General features: G+C 64.9%; 15 protein-coding genes. 13 read left to right on the forward strand and 2 right to left on the reverse strand.

Annotated features, from left to right (window positions below; all coding sequences use genetic code 11):
• The first annotated feature begins 85 nt into the window (after positions 1–85).
• The 5 genes from ftsZ (at position 86) to ACO41U_RS00970 (ending at position 5,504) form a co-directional block, all read left to right on the forward strand.
• A complete protein-coding gene (ftsZ, locus tag ACO41U_RS00950) occupies positions 86–1,303 on the forward strand; it encodes a cell division protein FtsZ (RefSeq protein ID WP_298782059.1) in 1,218 nt (405 codons plus the stop codon).
• A gap of 30 nt (positions 1,304–1,333) precedes the next feature.
• Positions 1,334–2,164, forward strand: coding sequence for an SPOR domain-containing protein (locus tag ACO41U_RS00955; protein ID WP_485941098.1), 831 nt, complete (start codon positions 1,334–1,336; stop codon positions 2,162–2,164).
• A gap of 88 nt (positions 2,165–2,252) precedes the next feature.
• Complete coding sequence (locus tag ACO41U_RS00960) at positions 2,253–3,605, forward strand: bifunctional folylpolyglutamate synthase/dihydrofolate synthase (RefSeq protein ID WP_485941099.1); 1,353 nt, start codon at positions 2,253–2,255, stop codon at positions 3,603–3,605.
• Complete coding sequence (locus ACO41U_RS00965) at positions 3,598–4,380, forward strand: purine nucleoside phosphorylase YfiH/LACC1 family protein (protein WP_485941100.1); 783 nt, start codon at positions 3,598–3,600, stop codon at positions 4,378–4,380. The genes ACO41U_RS00960 and ACO41U_RS00965 overlap by 8 nt, the downstream gene beginning before the upstream one ends.
• A 155-nt stretch (positions 4,381–4,535) precedes the next feature.
• Entirely contained in the window at positions 4,536–5,504 is a 969-nt protein-coding gene (locus ACO41U_RS00970; protein WP_485941101.1) for a Gfo/Idh/MocA family oxidoreductase, read from the forward strand.
• 118 nt (positions 5,505–5,622) lie between these two features.
• On the opposite strand, the gene gyrB is transcribed toward ACO41U_RS00970, so the two are convergent.
• On the reverse strand, positions 5,623–7,557 hold the full coding sequence (gene gyrB, locus ACO41U_RS00975; RefSeq protein ID WP_485941102.1) for a DNA topoisomerase (ATP-hydrolyzing) subunit B: 1,935 nt from the start codon (positions 7,555–7,557) through the stop codon (positions 5,623–5,625).
• Positions 7,558–7,810: 253 nt separating this feature from the next.
• Between gyrB and dapF the strand changes: the two genes are divergently transcribed.
• The 6 genes from dapF (at position 7,811) to ACO41U_RS01005 (ending at position 16,490) form a co-directional block, all read left to right on the forward strand.
• Positions 7,811–8,674, forward strand: coding sequence for a diaminopimelate epimerase (gene dapF, locus ACO41U_RS00980; protein WP_485941103.1), 864 nt, complete (start codon positions 7,811–7,813; stop codon positions 8,672–8,674).
• Between the two features lie 23 nt (positions 8,675–8,697).
• Positions 8,698–9,573 (forward strand): YitT family protein, encoded by an 876-nt coding sequence (locus ACO41U_RS00985; RefSeq protein ID WP_485941104.1) that lies wholly within the window; start codon positions 8,698–8,700, stop codon positions 9,571–9,573.
• 131 nt (positions 9,574–9,704) lie between these two features.
• Positions 9,705–12,548, forward strand: coding sequence for a preprotein translocase subunit SecA (gene secA / locus ACO41U_RS00990; RefSeq protein ID WP_485941105.1), 2,844 nt, complete (start codon positions 9,705–9,707; stop codon positions 12,546–12,548).
• A 3-nt stretch (positions 12,549–12,551) separates the two neighbouring features.
• The gene (locus ACO41U_RS00995) at positions 12,552–14,441 is read left to right on the forward strand and encodes a hypothetical protein (protein ID WP_485941106.1); all 1,890 of its coding nucleotides are present in this window, start codon (positions 12,552–12,554) and stop codon (positions 14,439–14,441) included.
• A 20-nt stretch (positions 14,442–14,461) separates the two neighbouring features.
• The gene (argS, locus tag ACO41U_RS01000; RefSeq protein WP_485941107.1) at positions 14,462–16,180 is read left to right on the forward strand and encodes an arginine--tRNA ligase; all 1,719 of its coding nucleotides are present in this window, start codon (positions 14,462–14,464) and stop codon (positions 16,178–16,180) included.
• Between the two features lie 4 nt (positions 16,181–16,184).
• Entirely contained in the window at positions 16,185–16,490 is a 306-nt protein-coding gene (locus ACO41U_RS01005) for an FtsB family cell division protein (RefSeq protein WP_298777546.1), read from the forward strand.
• Positions 16,491–16,520: 30 nt separating this feature from the next.
• Here the strand turns inward: ACO41U_RS01005 and ACO41U_RS01010 are convergent, their stop codons facing one another.
• Positions 16,521–19,118 carry a winged helix-turn-helix domain-containing protein gene (locus ACO41U_RS01010; protein ID WP_485941108.1) on the reverse strand — a complete coding sequence of 866 codons (2,598 nt, stop codon included), beginning with the start codon at positions 19,116–19,118 and terminating at the stop codon, positions 16,521–16,523.
• Positions 19,119–19,419: 301 nt separating this feature from the next.
• Between ACO41U_RS01010 and ACO41U_RS01015 the strand changes: the two genes are divergently transcribed.
• Positions 19,420–19,839: a hypothetical protein gene (locus ACO41U_RS01015; protein WP_485941109.1), complete on the forward strand. Its 420-nt coding sequence runs from the start codon at positions 19,420–19,422 to the stop codon at positions 19,837–19,839.
• Positions 19,840–20,081: 242 nt separating this feature from the next.
• The coding region (locus ACO41U_RS01020) for a hypothetical protein (protein WP_485941110.1) at positions 20,082–20,292 on the forward strand (211 nt) is incomplete at its 3' end.

Below are 20,292 nucleotides of genomic sequence, written 5' to 3' on the forward strand. Positions count from 1 at the left end.
TTGATTTCGAAAAGAATTCCTGCCGCCTGCAACAGGCCGGGGCACCGGATGAATGTCGAAGTAAAAGCAGCTGGGAGGATGGCAGATGGATCAGGGACAGATGTTTGAGCTCTCCGACGATTCGATGAAGCAGCGGGAGAATATCATCGTCATTGGAGTGGGCGGCGGAGGCGGCAACGCTCTGAACCACATCATTGAATCCGGCCTGGAGGGCGTGGAGTTCATCGCCGCCAACACGGATGCCAAGGCGCTGGCCTTGAACCGGGCCCCGAAGAACAACCACATTATCCTTGGCGAGAAGAAGACGGGAGGGCTTGGAGCCGGCGCGAACCCGGAGGTTGGCATGGAGGCCGCGAAGGAGTCCCTGGAGTGCATTAAAGAGCACATAGAGGGCGCGCACATGCTCTTCGTGACCGCCGGAATGGGCGGCGGCACGGGGACGGGAGCTGCGCCGGTGATCGCTGCGGCTGCCAAGGAATCGGGGGCCCTCGTGGTCGGCGTCGTCACCCTGCCGTTCAACTTTGAGATGCAGAAGCGATTCAAGACGGCTCAGGGCGGCATTGAAAACCTCAAAAAGTGCGTGGACGCCCTTTTGATCGTGGAGAACGACCGGCTGCTTCAGTTGGGCAACGCGGAGAAGATGCTCTTGACGGAGGCCTACGCGATGGTGGACGAGGTGCTCTACCAGGCCGTCAAGGGTGTGACGGACCTGATCACCCAGCCGGGGTTCATCAACCTGGACTTTGCGGACGTGCGGACGGTGATGTCCAACGCCGGGACGGCGATCATGGGGATTGGGGAGAGCGACGGCGACAACCGGGCGGAGCAGGCAGCGCGCGCCGCGATCAAGTCCCCGCTGATGTCGGTGCCCATGGAGGGGGCGAAGGGCGTCCTCTTCAACGTGACGACGGGGCCGGACATCACCCTGATGGAGATGTCCAAGGCGGCGGAGGTCGTCAAATCGACGGCGGACCCCGAGGCGGAGGTGATCTGGGGGCACGTCATCGACGAGAAGATGGGCGGCAAGGTCCGCGTGACCCTTATTGCGACGGGGTTCCCGGAGGGACGGGCCCTGGGGCGCAAGGCGCCCTCCTCCAACCGAGTGCCCGAAAAGCCGGCCGCCAGGAACGAGGGAACGCAGCAGACGTCCCACGCGAGGACGATCTTCGGAAGGCAGGAGCGCGGGAGCTTCGAGGAGACCAGGCTGCAGTCCCCCAGCGAGGATGAGATGGCGCCGTTCCGAGGCCTGCCCAAGATGCCCTACGACCAGCCCGCCATCTTCAGAAGGCGCCCTAAGGAGTAACGGAAGGGGCGAGGAATGAGAGCAGCACCGTTGAAGAGAAGGATCACGAGGCGATCAAGACATAGGGAGATCAAGAAGAAGGGGTTTATCCTCTCCTTCGGAGATATCATCCTGCCGTTCGTCGGAGTTGTGGCGATCGGCCTTCTTGTGGTTGCCGGGAAACTTTTCTTTGTCAATGGCCTGGCCTTCTCCTCGGAGGTCCTTCCCCCGCAGGCGGAGGAGCCCCTTTCGGGGACGACATCTTCGACCGATGCCGAGGTTCCCACGGTGGAGGAGGTTCCGCAGGCCGATCTCACGAGGATCGGAACGAACAGCGCCGACGGGGGGACGGAGTTGCTCTCCAACCCCAAAGCCCCGTTGCCCCTGGACGTTACGGTCATCCCCTACGGCGACACTACGGCCCGCCCCACCCCATTACCCCTCCCAGCGACCACTTCCTCTAAGGACGCTGGAGCGGGCATGGTGAAGGTGGACCGTACGCCGGTGAAACAGAAGGAGGCTTCACCTCCTCAGGGGCAGAGGAAGCCCCGGGCGGAGGTTAAGCCTGATCCTGTCAAGCCTCCGCAGCCCAAGCCGGCCCCGCAGCAAAAGCCAAAGCCCCCCGCGCCTCAGAAGCCCCTTCAGCAGGGAACGGCCGTGTGGCGCGTTCAAGTGGGAGCCTATTCCTCGAAGGGAATTGCGCAGGAAACGGTTGCAAAACTGACGAAGGCCGGGTACAAGGCGACGGTGTTTTCTGGACCGAGGTTCCATAAGGTCTGGGTACAGGCCGGAAATACAAAACAATCCGCGGATGCGGCTATCCTGCAGCTCAAGAAGCTGGGATTCCCACAGAGTTACGCCATCCCACCGGCCCAGCGTTAATTTGTGATATCTCACGTTTGCTCCGGGGAGTGAAGTCCCCCGGAGCTTTTTTGTTGGAATCCTTTGTCGGAAGCGAGGGAGTGGTCCGATGAATCGTGCAATGAACCCTTCGGATGCTGCGGCGTTTTTGGAGATGGAACAAATTTTGAACGGTGCGGCCTCTCAGGGGATCCGCCCCGGCCTGGAGCGGATCGGGCGGCTGCTCCACCTCCTGGGGAGTCCACAGGATCGGTGGCCGGCCCTGCACGTCGTGGGCACCAACGGAAAGGGGTCCACCTGCGCGTTCCTGGCGTCGGTGCTGCGGGCCGCGGGCTACAGGACCGCCTTCTACAGCAGCCCCCACCTGGAGAGCCCCGCGGAGCGCCTGTTGATCGACGGAAAACCGATTGCGGGCGAAAAGTGGCTGGCTGCCGTCAGGGAGGTGGTTGCGCCGGTGCGGGAGGATGGCCTTCTGGCGCAGGACCCTCCCTCCTACTTTGAACTGGTGACGGCAGCGGCCTTCCTGCTGGCCGAAGGGGAGGGGGCGCAGGTGGGAGTCGTCGAGGCGGGACTGGGCGGCCGGCTGGACGCGACGAACCTGTTGGGGCAGGTCGTGTGTTCCGTCGTGGCCTCCATCTCCATGGACCACATGGAGTTTCTGGGGAACACCCTGGAGGAGATCGCCGGGGAGAAGTTCGCCGTGGTGAGGCCCTGCATTCCTGCCTGCTTCATGGGCGACAACCCGGCGCTGATCCCCCTCTTCAAGGCCTTCTGCGGGAGGGTGGGCGCGCTGCCTCACGTCGTCTCCGAGGAGGTTCGGTTGGAGGACGTCCTGATGGACGAGTCGGGCTGCACCTTCGACTTTCGCTCTCCGCTCCTCCGTCTTGACCGCGTCCGCACCCGTCTGCCGGGGCGCTACCAACTGTCGAACGCCTCGCTGGCGCTCCTGGCCCTCGCTCAGGTTCGGGACAGGTTCCCGGGGCTGGCGGAACGGACTATCCTGCAGGGGATCGAGGAGGCCCGATGGCCCGGGCGCCTCGAAGTCATCGCCCACGACCCGACGGTCGTCCTGGACGGGGGGCACAACCTGGACGGGGTGAAAAGGCTCGTCGAGAGCGCCAGGGAGCTTTGGAAGGGCAAGAGGCTAGGCGTGGTGTACGCGGCGATGCGGGATAAGGACTATCGGGGGTGCCTCTCGCTCCTCAGCGCGCTGTCCCCAGCCCTCTACGCCACGGAGGTGCCGGACATGGAGCGGTGCCTCCCGGCTCAGGACCTGCTGAGCGCGTCGGCGGGAATTCCCTGGCGCAATGAGCCCCGGTCCTTCGCCTCGCCCCTGGAGGCAGCGGCGCTGGCCCGTCGGGAGAACGAGGTCGTGCTCGTCTGCGGCAGCCTCTACCTGATCGGGTGGGTACGGCCCAGGCTGCAGGAAGCGCTTGAGGACGGAGGACCCCGCCGTGTTTGAGGAGCGCGCAACCGACCGGGAGCACTTTCGGCTGGGCCTTCCGCAGGGTCAGAACGTCCTGGAGTTCCTGCCGGCCCGCTCCTTTGCCTCCGCCCGCCTCTTTATGCGCGGCCCATTGCTCGCGGAAACGGGAGGGCGCGCCGCGGCGATCCGCGATCGCCTCGCGCCGGACTTCCTCGACGAAGGTCGGTCCCTGGTCGCCCCCCGCCAGGTGCATGGGGTCCGAATTCTGAAGGCCGCTCCTGAGGTTGCTCTGCCGGCGCAGGTGGAGGCGGACGGCATCCTGCTGACGCGCAGCGACCTCGACGCCTCTCTGCGCTTCGCGGACTGCGCCCCGGTCCTCCTGCTCCCCTCGGAGGAGTGGGCACGGCGGCACGGCCCGTGGGCGCTGATCCTCCATTCGGGCTACAAGGGCACGGTCCAGAACATCGCGCAATCGGGCCTTCTGGAGGTCGAGCGTTCGATGGGGCGGGGAGCGGCGGCCTCCGCCTCCGCGTGGATCGGCCCCTGCATCGCCGGCAGAAGCTACCCCCGAACGCTTGAGGAGTGGACGCAGCGCGGTCTCAGCGCCTTCCATCCGGAGAACGTCGATAGGATGGGACAGAGCTTCCATTTCGATATCGCGGGCGAGATTCGACGGCAGTTGATGGAGTGCGGGGTCCCTGAGGACCGGGTTCACGTTGCGGGGATGGACACGGCCTCCGACGGACGCTGCTACTCCTACCGCGGAGGGGACCGCGAGGACCGGATGTTCCTGCACCTTCGACTGCTCTGACCGCTGCACCGCGAAGAAATTTCATTTTTTGGGAGCGTTTTGGAGCGGCGGTGCGCCACAAAGGACGCCGAAGCGGGGATAAAGATAAACAGGGGACGACACAGCTGCCGCGCATACGGCACGAACACTTTGTATCTCGTCTGGAAGGTGACGTTATGGAATCGATAAAGAGGTTTGGCGTCATTGGGGTGGGGCACCTGGGACAGCACCACGCGCGGGTCTATACGGAGCTTTTGGACGCGCGCCTGGTGGGGGTCGCCGACAACGATCCGGAGAGGGCGCGTTCAATAGGCGCTCATCTGGGCGTCCCCGCTTATGGGAGCCTGGAGGAGCTCATTGACCGTCAGGCGCCGGACGCCGTTTCCATCGTGGTTCCAACGAGCCTGCACTATGAGATCGCAAAGCGAGCGATGGAGGCGGGGCTTCACGTCCTGATCGAGAAGCCGGTCACGACCCGCCCCGAGGAGGCGGAGGACCTGCTGCGGCTGGCGGCGGAGAAGGACCTGGTGCTTCAGGTGGGGCACATAGAGCGCTTCAACAGCGCGATCCGCTACATCTCCCAGACGGCCCACAAGCCCGTCTACCTGGAGTCCAAACGCATCGGCCCCTTCTCGCCGAGAATCAACGACGTGGGGGTCGTGCTGGATCTGATGATCCACGACATCGACATCGTCCTCTCCCTGGTCCCGTCCCCCATCGCCCGCATCGCTGCAGCGGGGGCCTGCGTTTCTACGGAGCACGAGGACATCGCGGACGCCCAGATCACCTTTGAAAATGGGGTGGTGGCCCACATCCTGGTCAGCCGCGTGTCGGAGAAGAAGCTGCGCCAGCTGGAGATCATGGAGCGCCAGCGCCAGATCACGGTAAACTACGAAACGCAGACGGTGCAGATCAACCGCTGCGTCAGCAGCAGCGACGGACAGATGGAGATCCTCGAGAGCCCGATCTTCCCCAAGAACGAGCCGCTGAAGCTGGAGCTGGCCCACTTCGTGAGCTGCGTCCGGGACAGGCGGCAGCCCCTGGTGGGGATTCGGGACGGCAAGCGCGCCCTTGAGGTCGCCATCGAGGTGCTGAGGCAGATCCACGACGGGGCGGCGGCGTCGGGAGAACGGGCGACGGCCTGAGCGGCGTCGGCCCTCCCCGCAGGCCCCGGCTCAAAATCCAGAAAAAACGTTGACGCGCTCCGGCAGATTTTTCCGCCGGAGCGCGTCACTTTTACCTTGCAGGTGAACCCCTCGCGCGTCAACCGGCGTAGAGGTCCACGTTCTTGGCCGAGTTGGCGTTGGTGGTGATGAACTCCCGGCGCGGCTCCACCCTCTCGCCCATCAGGATGTCGAAGTACTCGTCGGCCAGGAGGTCGTCGTCCAGCTCCACCTTCTTCAGGATGCGGTTGGCCGGGTCCATCGTCGTCATCCAAAGCTGCTCCGGATTCATTTCGCCGAGCCCCTTGTAGCGTTGCACGCCCACCTTGTCGGGGTCCGGTGCGCTGTCCACCTGCTGGCGCAGCTCCTTCTCCGTGTAGCAGTAGTGGACCTGCTTGCCCCTCTGCACGCGGTAGAGCGGCGGTTGGGCGAGGTAGATGTACCCCTCCGTCAGGAGCTCCGGCATGTGGCGATAGAAGAAGGTCAGGAGCAGCGTGCTGATGTGCGCGCCGTCCACGTCGGCATCGGTCATGATGATGATCTTGTGATAGCGGAGCCGCGTCGCGTTGAACTCCGTGCCGATGCCGCACCCCAGCGCCGTGATGATCGTCTGGATCTCGCGGTTCTGAAGCATCTTGTGTTCCTGCGCCTTTTCGACGTTCAATATCTTGCCCCGCAGCGGCAGGATAGCCTGAAAGGTGCGGTCGCGCGCCTGTTTTGCGCTGCCGCCGGCGCTGTCCCCCTCGACGATGTATATCTCCGAGTTCTCCGGCGTCTTGGAGGAGCAGTCCGCCAGCTTGCCCGGAAGGTTCATCCCCGTCATGGCACCCTTGCGCACCAGCTCCTTGGCCTTCTTGGCCGCCTCGCGCGCCCTGCGGGCCCGAAGCGCCTTGTCCACGATGGGGCGGACGAGGTCGGGCCGCTCCTCGATGACGGAGAGGAGCCCCTCGTAGACGACGGAGTCCACCGCGCCGCGCACGTCGCTGTTGCCGAGCTTCGTCTTGGTCTGTCCCTCGAACTGAGGCTCCACGAGCTTGACGGAGAGGACGCAGGTCAGCCCCTCCTTCAAGTCGTCGCCCGAGAGGTTGTCCTCCTTGTCGTTCAGCAGTTTACCGCTGCGCGCCGCCTCGTTGAGGGCTCGCGTCAGCGCCTGGCGCAGGCCCATGAGGTGCGTTCCGCCCTCCACCGTGTGGATCAGGTTCGCGTAGGTGAGGATGCGTTCCTGATACTCGTCGTTGTACTGAAGGGCCATGTCCACCTTGATGTCGTTTCGTTCGCCTGATATGACGACCGGGGGAGCGAAGAGCGTCGTCCTGTCTCGGTTCAGGTACTGAACGAAGGCGCTGACGCCCCCTTCGAAGTGGTACTCCCTGCTCTCACCGTTGCGCTCGTCGGTGACGAAGATGCGGACCCCGGCGTTCAGGAAGGCCAGCTCCATGAAGCGGCTCTTGAGGGTCTCCAGGGAGTGGTGGACGTCCTCGAAGATCTCCTTGTCGGGGAGGTAGTGAATCCTCGTGCCCTGCCAATCGACGGGCACGCCCTCCGAGAGGTCCGTGACGGGCACGCCGCGCTCAAAGCGCTGGGTGCGCTCCATGCCGTTTCGCGCGATGGTGACCTCGAACCACTCCGAGAGGGCGTTGACGGCGGAAACGCCCACGCCGTGAAGGCCTCCCGACACCGAGTAGGCGCCCTGTTCAAACTTGCCGCCGGCGTGCAGGCGCGTCAGCACCACCTCGCAGGTCGGCCGTCCGTTCGAGGGGTGCGGGTCCGTCGGGATCCCGCGGCCGTCGTCCTGGACGGTAACGCTCTCGTCCTTGTGGACGGTCACGTCGATTCGGGTGCAGAAGCCGGCCATCGCTTCGTCAATGGAGTTGTCGACCACCTCGTTGACCAGGTGATGAAGCCCCCTAGGCCCCGTATCGCCAATGTACATCCCCGGACGCTTGCGCACCGCCTCCAACCCCTCAAGGACCTTGATCTTGTTGGCGTTGTAGTCGTTGATGGCGCTCTGCATCCCCTGCGTTCTATTGTCCATGTTCCCTCCTGAATCGCGACCGGCAGGCGGCTGGGCTTCCTCTTGGCGGAAAGGCCGTGTCGTGTAGTTTTACTCAGCACTTTCTTCCGCGGGCCTGCTATGATAAATTGCTTGATAAGCGACGTTGGCAAAGAGGTCCAACTGATTTATTATACCGCATTTGAGGAGCTTCGGAAGGGGAGTTCCCGCAAAAGACGACGCATTCTCAGGGCTTGCCAGGCGTCTTGCGGCCGTCGGCTCGGAGGTGGCTAAAATGATTGATTGCCTGAAGATGAACGGAAACGGGAACGACTTTCTCGTCATGGACAACCTGTCGTTGGCGATGGACGCTTCGACCCTCGCCCGGACGGCGCGGGCCGTCTGCCGGCGCAGGGAGTCCGTGGGGGCGGACGGCCTCCTCGTGCTGGAGCCCTCGGAGCGCACAGCGTTTCGGATGCGCCTGTTCAATCGGGACGGCTCCGAGGGGGAGATGTGCGGCAACGGCGCCCGGTGCGCGGCGCGCTTCGCCTTCGAGCGGGGGATCACGGGACGGGAGATGACCTTTGAAACGCTGGGAGGCGACGTGAACGCGGCCGTCAGGGGGGACCGCGTCGCCCTGGACCTGGCGCCGGTCAACACCGCGTCGGCGGTGCTGCGGGCCTACGCCTCCGTGGAGGGTTGTGACCTCACCTACTCCTTCCTTGTGGTGGGCGTGCCTCACGTGGTGATCTTCGAGCAGGAACGCCGCCGGTCGATCGCGGAGTACGCTCTGCTGGGACGCGCGATCCGCAACCGACGGGACCTCTTCCCGGAGGGGACCAACGTGAACTTCGCCCACCTACTGGCGGGAGTGCTCGACGTCATCACCTACGAACGGGGCGTGGAGGACATCACCCTCTCCTGCGGGACGGGGTCTGTGGCGAGCGCCATTGTAGGGCGCCTCATGAAGGTCGTGGGGGACGAGGTCCGGGTGTTGAACCCCGGCGGCTTGAACGACGTGAGCCTCACGTGGGTGGGGGCGGACGTCGTGCAGCCGAGGCTTGAGGGAGGGGCGCTGATGATCGCGGAGGTCCGGCTCCTGCCGGAGGCCTTCGACGCCGGCTGTTGGCGCCCGGCGCTTCCGAAAAAATACGCTTGAGAATACGAGGGAAAAGAATGGGAATGGCAAAGGAAACTCTGAGCTCCCTGCGGCAGCTGTGCGCCAGGGAATGGCGGGCCCTCCTGGTCCTGGTCCTGGCGAACGTCGTCTATGCCTTCGCGGTGGCGTATTGCACGCTGCCCTATCGCTTTCCGGACATCGGGGTGCCCGGCATCGCGGTGCTGACGAACTACCTGTTCGGGCTCTCTCCCAACTGGATGATCGTCGGCGTCAACCTGATGCTGATCTATTGGGGGCGCAGGGACCTGGGCCTGCACTTCCTGGCCCTGACGGTCTTTTCCGTTGCCGTGTTCTCCGGCTTCCTCGCGGTCTTCTCGCGCTTTCCGTTCTCGATCACGGAGGACAAGTTCATGGCGGCGGTGATCTCAGGCTTCCTGAAGGGCGTCAGCATAGGGGCGATGTTCAACGTGGGGGGCTCCAGCGGAGGTTTCGACATTGCGGCCGCAGTCCTGCGCCGACGCTACGACCTGGAGGTGGGTCGCTTCTCCATCATCTACAACGTCGTCATCCTGGCGTTCTCCCTGGGCGTGGTGGGCCTTGAGTCGGTGGTCTACGGCGTGGTCAGCGTGTACATCTGCGGGGTGATGCTGGACAACATGACCCGAAACTTCGACAAGCGCAAGCAGGCGCTCATCATCACCAACATCCCGGACGAGGTCAGCCGCTTCATCACGGCGACGGGCCGCGGCGTGACCCGCCTCGACGGCCGGGGCGTCTACACGGGTGAGTCCCGCCCGGTGCTCCTTTCCCTTTTGGGACCGCGCCAGGTGGCGAACCTCAAGCGCTTCCTCAAGGAGAAGGACCCCAACGCTTTTGTCTCCATCTGCGACGCCTCGGAGGTGTTGGGGCAGGGCTTCAAGAACTGGCGCTCCCTGTAGCCGGGGCGCAGCGGCGTCCTGTGGGCTATAATGGCAGGAGGAAAGCTGCCGGTGCCCAGGAGCTCAGGGGGCCGCGCCCGTACTTCTGTATTTTTTGACGATATTATCATCATTTTGAGGTGACTGCCTGAATGCTGTGGAAGAGTTTAAGGAAGATGCTGGGGCTGGACCCCAACGACCGCGCCCTCAGGAAGTACGGCGCGCAGGTTGAGGACGTCAACGCCCTGTCGGACGCGATGGAGGCCAGGAGCGTCGAGGAGCTGCGGACCCTCGGAGCGGAGCTGCGCGCGCGCGCGCGGGAGGGGGCGGACCTGAACGAGCTCCTGCCGGAGGTCTTCGCGCTGGCCCGCGAGGTGTCCTGGAGGACGATCGGCCTGCGCCATTACGATGTCCAGCTGATCGGCGGCATGGCCCTGCACGATGGGCACATCGCCGAGATGAAGACCGGCGAGGGCAAGACGTTGGTGGCGACCCTGGCCGTCGTCCTCAACGCCCTGAAGGGGGAGGGCGTCCACCTCGTGACCGTGAACGACTACCTGGCTCGGCGCGACGCCGCCTGGATGGCTCCCATCTACAATTTCCTGGGGCTCTCCGTGGGGGTGATCTACCCCTACATGCCGGCCGAGGAGCGTTACGAGGCCTACAGGGCGGACATAACCTACGGCACGAACAGCGAGTTCGGCTTCGATTACCTGCGCGACAACATGGTGATGCGCGCGGACCAGATGGTGCAGCGCCCGCACGCCTACTGCATCGTGGACGAGGTGGACTCCATCCTCATCGACGAGGCCCGAACTCCCCTCATCATCTCAGGCCCCTCGGACGACAACGTCGATCTCTACGTGAAGGCGGACGGCGTGGCCCGCCAGCTCAAGGAAGGGGCCGACTACGAAAAGGACGAGAAGGAGCGCAGCATCGCCGTCACGGAAGCGGGTATCCAGCGCTGCGAGGACGCCCTGAAGCTGCCGGGGCTCTTCTCCGACGCGGCACATTCCGACCTGGCGCACCGTATCGTGCAGGCGCTGAAGGCACACCGCCTCTTTACCCGCGACGTGGATTACGTGGTGAAGGACGGGGAGATCGTGATCGTGGACGAGTTCACGGGGCGTCTCATGGTGGGGCGCCGCTACTCCGACGGGCTCCATCAGGCCATCGAGGCGAAGGAGCGCGTCAAGGTGGGGCGCGAAAGCCAGACGCTTGCCACGATCACCCTTCAGAACTACTTCCGCATGTACAGAAAGCTTGCGGGCATGACGGGAACGGCCGCTACGGAGGCCGAGGAGTTCAAGGAGATCTACGGCCTGCAGGTGGTGACGATTCCCACCCACCGCCCGATGATCCGAAAGGACAACCCCGACGTGATCTACGGCACGATGGTGGAGAAGTTCAACGCCGTCGCGGACGACGTGGAGGAGTGCCACAAGCGCGGACAGCCCGTCCTGGTGGGGACCACCTCCATCGAGAATTCGGAGCGGGTCAGCAAGCTGTTGAAGGCCCGCCACGTGCCCCACCAGGTGCTGAACGCGAAGCACCACGAGAAGGAGGCCCACATCGTGGCCCAGGCGGGACACGAGGGAGCGGTGACCGTCGCCACGAACATGGCGGGCCGCGGCACGGACATCATGCTGGGAGGGAACCCGGAGTTTCTGGCCAGGGAGAAGCTCCTGACCACCCGACCCAACATCGACTGGGGCGGGAGCGGACTGGACGAGGAGAGCGTCTACGAGTACTTCGTGCGCTACTCCAACCTGGACACGGAGAACCTGGCGGCGAACTACCTGAAGGAGCAGCACATCAACGCGGCCGAGGGCGCGGAGATCGCCGGGCGGCTGCGGGGGTTCTTCGCCAGGATCAAGGAGGCCTACGACGCCTGCCTTGCGGACTTCTCCGCCGCCTGCCGCGAGGAGCACGAGAAGGTGGCGGCGCTGGGCGGCCTGGCGATCGTGGGGACGGAGCGGCACGAGTCCCGCCGCATCGACAACCAGCTGCGCGGGCGGTCCGGCCGTCAGGGCGACCCGGGCAGCAGCCGTTTCTACCTCTCCCTTGAGGACAACCTGCTGCGCCTCTTCGGCTCCGAGCGCATTCAGGGCCTGATGGGGAAGCTGGGGATGACGGACGGGGAGGCCATCGAGTCGGGGATGCTCTCCAGGATCATCGAATCGTCGCAGCACAAGGTCGAGGAGATGCACTTCGACATCCGAAAGCAGCTCCTGGCCTACGACAACGTGATGAACCAGCAGCGAGAAGCGGTCTACCACGAGCGGCACATGATCCTGACGGACGAGGACGTCGTCGCCTACGGTCGGGACGTGGTCCACGGCGTCGCCTCGTCGATCCTGGACCACTACTTCCCGGAGGAGGGAGAGGCGGACCCGGCGAGGGCCGAGGCGCGCTTCCGTGCCCTCTTCGGGGCGGGGAGCGGGGACGAGGTGGCGCGGGTGGACAGCCGCGCCGGGCTGGAGCTGGTGCGCGAGGAGATCCTGAAGGAAATCGAATCCCGCTACGACCGGAAGATGGCAACCCTGCCGCCGGAGGTGGCGGAGGGCCTGGTGCGGTACGTCCTGCTGAACACGCTGGACAACGCCTGGCGCGATCACCTGCTGGCCATGGACGAGCTGCGCCGGGGGATCGGGCTCCGGGCCATCGGCCAGAAGGACCCACTGATCGAGTATCAGTTCGAGTCCTTCAACCTGTTCCAGGAGATGATGGAGCGGGTCAAGGAGGCCATCGCGGAGCAGATCTTCCGCGTGCAGGTCGTCTCTGCGGAGGGGCCCTCCAGGGAGCGGCGCGTTTCCGAGAGCCGGGATTTTCAGCTTCCGGGCTTCAGCCCGGAGGGCAGGGGAGAGGACCCGCTGCCCCAGCCGGGAGGCGAGAAACGCCAGCCCGTGCGCCGAGGGACGAAGATCGGGCGAAACGACCCGTGCCCCTGCGGGAGCGGGAAGAAGTACAAGCATTGCTGCGGGAAGGGGCTCTAGGGGATGGAGATGTGCTTCGATGGGAACGCCGCCGTCCCCGGCAAAACGCGAGCCACCCCTCGCGGCCCCGCCTGTGGGGTTGGAACGAGGCTGTGCCGGCTCCTGGCGGCGTGGCTCTTGCTGACAGCCGCCCTGGCTCTGCCCGCCGCAGCGCAGGACGGGGAGGTGCCGGAGTACAGCGTCGCGCGTATGCGCCAGCTCAACCCGGACTTCACCACCTACCCCGACGCCCAGGGGATCGTCTGGCTGCGCCGGGAGGTCTTTGGACGGGGCGACAAGGGAGGGATGGAGCGGACGCACCTGTGGGTCATCCTGGGCCGCAGGGGCCTGGACGACCGCTGGCTGACCTGGCGTATCCCGGACCCCGCAGGGGGACGGGCGGAGGTCCTGCAGGCTTGCGTCTACTCCTTCGACACGGGAGAGAAGCTCCGGGACGTGACGCCGGTTGACGAGGGCGGGCTCCGGGCCGTGAGCTTCCGAGACCTGCCGGAGCCCTTCATCCTGGCGATCGCCTGGCGGGACGTAGCGCCCGATGCCCTGGCCTTTGAGGACCTCGTCTGGCTGCAGGAGTCTCTTCCCGTCTGGGAGTCCAACGTGGAGGTGCATCTCCTCCCGTCCCAGTCCGTCGTCTTTCGCGCCTTCCCCCAGGAGCTGGAGCCGGAGGTCCGACGGACCCCTCAGGAGGCCGTCTACAGCTGGCGCGTCATCAACGCCGCACCCTTCGAGTCGAAGGGGCTGGTGCGCTCCCGGAGGTCGGGGCTGGCCTTCAGCATGAGGCGGGAGAGAGCGGGCCTGATCCGGTTGATGCGTTCGGATGCCGGCGAGCTCCCCAACGCGCCGGACGCCGCAAGGGCAGGGTTTCGCAGGTCCGCCGAGGAGGGCGTGAAGGGGCTCCTCAACTGGCTTTTCCTTCAGCCGGAGCTTCACCTGCCCGATGGGACCCGGCGAAAGGTCCCGGATGCGGCGCCCTGGACCCGGAACGAAAAGCTGCTTTTGGCGAAGGCCTGGCTGGCGCAGGAAGGGGTGGACGCGCCCATGAGGTGGCGCCTTCCCGTCGAGCCTGAGGAGGAGCCCCCCCTGTCCCGTGAGCTCCTGCAGGACGCCCTGCTGGAGCTCCCCGCGTTCCACGGAAAGCAGCGGACGCGGGACAGCGTCTTCTACGACATGAGTGCCCCCTTTGACGGAGGGTCCTCCGTGTCCCTGCAGGGGGAGCGGGTCTTCGGCCTCTCCGTCGACGGCAGCCTGTCGCGGAAGGAGGTGCCCGTCTCCAGGGCAGCGGCAAACCGCCTGTTCGCCGCCATGGAGCTCAAGATGGACGAGCAGGGGAGACTGACCGGCGCCGTGCGCCTGCTCCTTCGGGGAGCCTGGATTTCCTTCCTGCTGCCGCAGCAGTCCCCCGCGGAGACGGAGGCGCGCGCCGCCCTGCTGGAGCTCTTCCCCGACCTTCGCCATTACGAGGACGTCCAGTGCCGGCGGAGCGGGGAGGGGCTGGAGCTCTCCTTTGCCCTGAAGGAAAAGCCCGGCGTGGCCGGGATCGGCGGGAGTGGCCTGCTGGCGGTGCCGCCGGCCTTTCTGCCGAAGGCCTTCAGCGCGCTGGGAGGGCAGTCCGGTCCCCTTGAGCTGCGCTTCCCCTTCGTCCTGGAGCAGAGGTGGACGATCGGGTTACCCCGCAGCGCGGAGCGCATCCTCGATGAGGGGGAGACGAAGCGGACGCCGGACAGGATCAACTACAGCGACAGCTGCAAGGCATGGCGTCATCGGGTGGTGGGCTCGGCTCGGTGCGAGGTCGATACGCTCAGGGTGGCGGAGGGCGATCTGGCGCTGCTCCGGCGCTGCGTGGGCCTGTGGAAGGCCTTCGCAGAGAGGCATATTCCTGTGCAGTTGAAGCGCTGACTTTGGGAGGAACGATGAGAATGGACGAGAATTTTTCCAGGTTGAACGCAGCGGAGGCTGCGTTGGTTCGGGCCCTGCGCTCCGCAGCCCTGAGGACGGCCGAGGAGTGCGGAAAGGAGCTGCCGGAGGCCCTGTCCTTTGAGCTCGAACGCCCCAGGCGCGCGGACCAGGGGGACCGGGCCAGCAACGTCGCCATGCAGCTGGCGCGGGCCTTCTCGATGCCTCCGCGCGACATTGCGGTCCGGATCGCCGGCTCCCTGCAGGAGGGGTGCCGGGACCTGCTTGACAGGGTGGAGGTTGCGGGACCGGGGTTCATCAACCTCTTCCTCTCCCCCAGGTGGTTTGCCGAAGCCGCGTCGCAGGTCCTGCAGCAGGGGGAGCGCTACGGGGCGGTGGACATGGGCCACGGCCGCAAGGTCCAGGTGGAGTTCGTCAGCGCCAACCCGACGGGGCCGCTGCACATCGGCCACGGCCGCGGCGCGGCCGTCGGCGACGCCGTGGCGCGCATCCTGAGCTTCACGGGCTGGAACGTGGAACGAGAGTATTACCTCAACGATGCCGGGCTGCAGATCGAGACGCTGGGGAGGTCCGCACAGGCCCGCTACTTCGAGGTCTGCGGCAAGTCGGAGCTCGCCCCGCTGCCGGAGGACGGCTACAAGGGCGACTACCTGCTGGAACTGGCGGAGCAGATCCGGAAGGAGGAGGGGGACCGCTTCCTCGCCACTCCCCTCGCGGAGAGCCTCCCCTGGTTTGAACGGTACGCAGCGGACCAAATCCTCGATGGGATACGCAAGGACCTGGAGCGCTTTGGGGTCCTCTTCGACAGCTGGTTCTCCGAGGCGTCGCTCTACGAGCGGGACCAGGTGAGCCACGCCATCGAGGACCTGAAGGAGCGAGGCTACGCCTTTGAAGCGAACGGCGCGCTGTGGTTCAAGTCAACGGCCTTCGCGGACGACAAGGATCGGGTCCTGATCCGGAGCAACGGCGTCCCGACGTACTTCGCCTCCGACGTCGCCTACCATCATGACAAGTTCGTGCGTCGGGGGTTCGACCGGGTCATCGACGTTTGGGGCGCGGACCACCACGGCTATGTCCCGCGCATGGAGGCGGCCGTCGAGGCGATGGGCCGGGCCCCCGGCGACTTCAAGGCCCTCCTGATCCAGCTGGTGTCCCTGAAGCGCGACGGGAAGCTCGTGGGCATGTCGACGCGCGCCGGCGAGTTCGTCACGCTCAAGGAGGTCCTGGACGAGGTCGGGGTGGACGCGACGCGCTTCTTCTTCCTCATGCGGCGCAGCGACAGCCAGCTGGACTTCGACCTGAGCCTGGCGAAGAAGCAGAGCAGCGACAACCCCGTCTACTACCTCCAGTACGCCCATGCCCGCATATCGAGCATCCTTCGGGAGTGGGAGGGGCGCGGCGGCGATGCGGCGGAGTTGCGACGGGACGGGACGCCCCTTCCCGACCTGCTGTTTGACAACAAGGATGCGCGGGCCCTGGCCGAAACGCTAGCGGTCTTCCCGGTGGAGATGGCCGGGGCCTCAGCGGACCTGGCGCCCCACATGGTGGCGGCCTACGCGCTGAACCTGGCGGGGGCGTTCCACTCCTTCTACAACACGAACCGCATCCTGGGAGAGAGCGCGAAGGTTGAGCACGGCCGCCTGCGCCTGGCGGAGGCGGTGCGCATCGTCCTCGCCACCTGCCTGGGCCTGCTTGGGGTCAGCGCTCCGGAACGGATGTAGCGCCATGGCGATGCCCCCGCTGAGGCGGATCGCCCTGATCGCGTTGCTTGGCGTCCTGGCGCTGATCATGGTGACGCACTACGCCTTTGAAGTGAGCCGGATCGAGCAGATCCGGAGCGCGATCGACGAGCGGGAGGACCTCCTTCAGAAGAAGAAGGAAAACGTCAGAAACTACGAGGAGAAGGTGTCCTTCTACAAGACGCGGGAGGGGATCGAGCACCTGGCCCGCGAGCAGTACAACCTTGTGACCTCGGGCGAGCGCGTCATCCTGCTGGCGAGCCCCGGCGTTCCGTCCGGCGATCTGCCCTGAGGCGTCCTCTGCCTGTCCCGGAGCACCGCGTCACAGGCTGGGGTCGTCCTCTCGCATGCGGTCTGCGCGGGCGAGGGCCCCGGCGGCGCTTGAAACGCCCAGGGCGCGGTAAAGCCTCAGGACGTGGTATTTTGCCGTGCTGTGGGCAATCCCCAGGGCCTTCGCAATCTCCCCGTAGCTCGCGTTCTTTTCAAGAAGTTCCAGAATCCGAACCTGCCTGTCGCTCAGGGCAGGGACCGCCTCTGCCTCCACTTTCGATGGAGGCAGAGGCGCCGTATCGGTCCCGGCCATGGCCGCCCGGACCCGGACCGCGAAGTCGATCCAGAGTGCCTTGCGCGTTTTGAGAGTCCGCAGCAGGGCGTCCAGGATCGGGGCGAGGACGGGCGCGTCGTCGATGAAGAGCCTCGAGAAATTGCAGAGCGCCGCGATCTTGAGCGCCCTCCTGATGCAGGAGAGGCTTTCCCTGCGGTTTCCCAGGTTCCTGTAAGCGATCGAGAGCAACAAAGAGGCCTCGATCATGTCCAGTCGGCGCCGAAAACTCATCCCCAGCTTCAGCAGTTTCTCCCCGAACAGCACGGCCAGGGCATCCTCACGGATGGCGAGCAGCGCCCGGGCTGTGACGAAATGCTGGTGCATCCGATACAGGGGCAAACTGTCGGACAGGGGTGCAGCGTAGGAATCCAGCCACTCCCGCGCCGCCGTCTCATCTCCGCCGGCGATGCGGGAGGCATAGCGCCAGGCCCTGAGGCTGGAACGCAGGGACAGGAGGCCTTCCCTCTCGATGCGCCGTTCCGTTTCCGCCTCGATCCTGGCGGCCTCATCCGTCCGCCCCATCCCCTTCAGGATGGCCGACAGGATCAGGTCGGCGGCGAACCGCACCTCCGCCCTGCAGGGCGTCGTTTCCATCATCTCCTGGGCCCTCAGAGCCCGGAAGCAGGCCTCAGGGAGACGGCTGCTCTCGTAGAGTATCCCGGCAAGCTGGCACTCCAGCACGACCAGGTGCTCATTTCCCAAAAGGGAGGTAAAGGCCTTTCGCCTTCTTGCGGCCTGGGCGTAGAGGCTGCGGCCCCGCGCCAGGTCCGACTGGTCCATCAAGGACCGGTGCAGCACGGGCATGGCCGCGGTGAAGGTCCCCACCCAGAACGGTCCATCGGCCAGGAAGGGTTCCAGGTCCTTTCGTCCCGCCAGGAAATCGTCCGTATAGCGGTCGATAGGCCTTCGGAAGTCCAGGGCCCGAAGCACCCAGAAAAACTGAAACGCGTCCCTGTCCGCCTTCTCGCAGGAATCGCCCTTCTGGCTTCGCCGTTCCAGCTCTCGTTCGATCTTATCCATAAGCCGGAGGAACTTCCGGGCATCCCCCTCCACGTAGTACACGAACGCGCATTGGGCCATGATGGGAAGGTTCCCCTCAAAAAGGGCCTCACGTCCGCCGATCACGCATTCCTTGAAGAACGCGATGCGATCCTCGATCGAACTGAAGGCGGCGATCCGCCGAAAGGCCGCGCAGCAGGCGGACAGTCCCCTGGAATCGGAACATCGGATGTAGTGCGCCGCGGCGGCGTAATAGTCCTCCTCCTCAAAGAGCGCGTCGGCCACCTTTTTTTCCAGAGCGTGAATTTCCTCGACACGGCAGTTTTCGGCGAGCTTCTCCCTCAGGAAGTCACGAAAGAGGTCGTGCAGACGGTAGCGCCCGTTTCCCAGGCTGGAGACGAAGGCCAGGTTCCGGGACAAGGATTCGAGGATTTCGGCACTGTCCTGACGTCCCGTCAGGCGGCGACACAGCTGCCCGTCCAGCAGGTCGGGCAGGGAGGCCTGCATCAGGAAGTCTTGAACCTGGGCGTCCCAACCGCTCCAGACGTGGACGTCCAGGTAGCGGCGCAGCAGCTCTTCCCCGTGCAGCGTTTCGTGGGGGGAAATTTCTTTGTTTCCTCCAGCCTCTCCCGGCGCTCCACGCCCCATCAAAAGGGCCTCCACCGCTATGGGCCAGCCCGCGGTCCGCCTCAGGAGGTCGAGGGCCTGGCTGGGGGAGAGACCGTTTCGCAGCAGGAGCCTGCGCAGTTCCTCCTCGTCGAAGGCCAGGTCGCGGGCGTCCAGGACGGTCATGCCGCCCTTCAGGATGGCGTCCAGGAAGACGTCCGGGGGCTCGTTCCGGCTCAGGAGGCAGACGGTGAAGCCGGCGGGGAGGCGTTTTCGGAGCAGGGGCAACGCCCGCAGTACCGCCCCGTCCCGCAGGTGGTGGAGGTCGTCCAGGACCAGGACGTACTTTTTTTCGTTGGGGAGGAGCAGGTCCAGAGCGTCGAACAGGGAGTCCAGGAAGGGGGGCCGTACCCGCTCTGCGGCCCGGGCCAGCCTTCGGTTCGCCCTCTGGGCGAAGGCGAGGCCCCCAAGGAACTTGCGGACGAAACGGCCCTCGTTGTTGTCGTAGGGGTCCAGCGTGATCCAGGCGTGCTTGTTGCGCTGCGGGGCCAGCCACTGCGAAACGGCAAGGCTCTTTCCGAATCCGCCCGGAGCCCCCACGTAGATCCACTGCCCTCCTCGCTCCTTTGCGGATTCCAGAATCGCGTTCACCCTCGCGCGGGGCAGGACCCCCTTCCCTGCACAGGGCGGAAGAAAATGTTCCTCGGACATGAGCGTCCTCCTTAAAATTCGGTCTTCAAAGGCATGGAAGCCCTCTTGAAGATGGAGTACCTCTCCTGCAAAGGTTTCTTATGCTCACAATTATACAAGAGCGCGCAGGAAACCGGGGATGGCTCTTTGAACTGGATGCCCAACCAAAAACTTTTTCTTTTTCAAAAGAAAGCCGCTTTTTTACCTCAAAATCCTGACCTCAGGTCATGGACCCCTATCCGGGTGGGGCATAGAATACTCTGGATAAGGGGATCGACCCCCTGTCTATTCAACCTCGCTATGGGGAAGGGAGTTTTTGTGAATGTGGAGCAAGCGTATCGGTGTTTTGTCGGTGTTGGCGGTCCTCGCGTTCTCCGCTGCGGCCTTCGCGGCCGTGCAGGATTTTAAGGACTTCACCGTGGATGTCCCGGACGACTGGACTGCGACGCAGGACGGTGCAACCGTGGCGGTCGTGGCCAACGACAAGTCCGCGGCGTTGAGCATCACGATGGAGGATCGGGAGGGAAAGGAGCCCAAGGACCTGGCTGCGGGCTTCGCGCAGGCGTTGAAGGGGTCGGAGCCGGTCCTCGAGGACGACGTGTATACGTTCACCTTCAAGAACGAGGCCGGCGTGGAGAGCAAGGCGATCCTGAGCACGGAGGACGATAAGTACCTGATGCTCGTCATCACGGGGCAGAACCCCAAGTTGGAGGCCCTCATCGACTCCATACAGGAAAAGTAACCCTTAGCAGGGGGACGTTCCATCTGGGGCCGTCTGAAATTTAAAGGATGTCCCCGGCATATTGTGGACGGGCTTTGAAGCCGTAACGTTTGGATGGGGCTCTTGGCAGGTATGGCGTGCGGTTTGCGCTGTACCTGCCGTTATCTTTTATGAAGTTGAGGTGGGGGAAGGTGCGGAGATTGTTCAGTTCACGGGAAATGCGAAGGCCCGGGGGCTCGAAAGAAACTGGCCTCGGAAGGATTTTGCCTCTGGCGCGGGCCTGCGCCCTGTGCGCGGGGATGGCGGGGATCGTCTTGCTCCACGGCGCGCCGTCGGACGCGGCGGCGTCCGTCCTGATCAACGGCAAGCCGCTGGGGAAGATCGACGACATCGTGATGGAGACGACCGGCTCGCGCGGCATCGTGAAGGAATCGTTCTTGAAGTTCATGAAGGCGAACGACGGCAAGTTCCGGT

Source organism: Fretibacterium sp. (assembly GCF_057312375.1).

Excerpts from the sequence above, each read along its gene's own strand:
- ftsZ (WP_298782059.1), top strand. The coding sequence starts at position 86 with ATGGATCAGGGACAGATGTTTGAGCTCTCCGACGATTCGATGAAGCAG.
- ACO41U_RS00960 (WP_485941099.1), top strand. The coding sequence starts at position 2,253 with ATGAATCGTGCAATGAACCCTTCGGATGCTGCGGCGTTTTTGGAGATG.
- ACO41U_RS00970 (WP_485941101.1), top strand. The coding sequence starts at position 4,536 with ATGGAATCGATAAAGAGGTTTGGCGTCATTGGGGTGGGGCACCTGGGA.
- gyrB (WP_485941102.1), bottom strand. The coding sequence starts at position 7,557 with ATGGACAATAGAACGCAGGGGATGCAGAGCGCCATCAACGACTACAAC.
- dapF (WP_485941103.1), top strand. The coding sequence starts at position 7,811 with ATGATTGATTGCCTGAAGATGAACGGAAACGGGAACGACTTTCTCGTC.
- ACO41U_RS00985 (WP_485941104.1), top strand. The coding sequence starts at position 8,698 with ATGGCAAAGGAAACTCTGAGCTCCCTGCGGCAGCTGTGCGCCAGGGAA.
- secA (WP_485941105.1), top strand. The coding sequence starts at position 9,705 with ATGCTGTGGAAGAGTTTAAGGAAGATGCTGGGGCTGGACCCCAACGAC.
- ACO41U_RS00995 (WP_485941106.1), top strand. The coding sequence starts at position 12,552 with ATGGAGATGTGCTTCGATGGGAACGCCGCCGTCCCCGGCAAAACGCGA.
- argS (WP_485941107.1), top strand. The coding sequence starts at position 14,462 with ATGGACGAGAATTTTTCCAGGTTGAACGCAGCGGAGGCTGCGTTGGTT.
- ACO41U_RS01005 (WP_298777546.1), top strand. The coding sequence starts at position 16,185 with ATGGCGATGCCCCCGCTGAGGCGGATCGCCCTGATCGCGTTGCTTGGC.
- ACO41U_RS01010 (WP_485941108.1), bottom strand. The coding sequence starts at position 19,118 with ATGTCCGAGGAACATTTTCTTCCGCCCTGTGCAGGGAAGGGGGTCCTG.
- ACO41U_RS01015 (WP_485941109.1), top strand. The coding sequence starts at position 19,420 with ATGTGGAGCAAGCGTATCGGTGTTTTGTCGGTGTTGGCGGTCCTCGCG.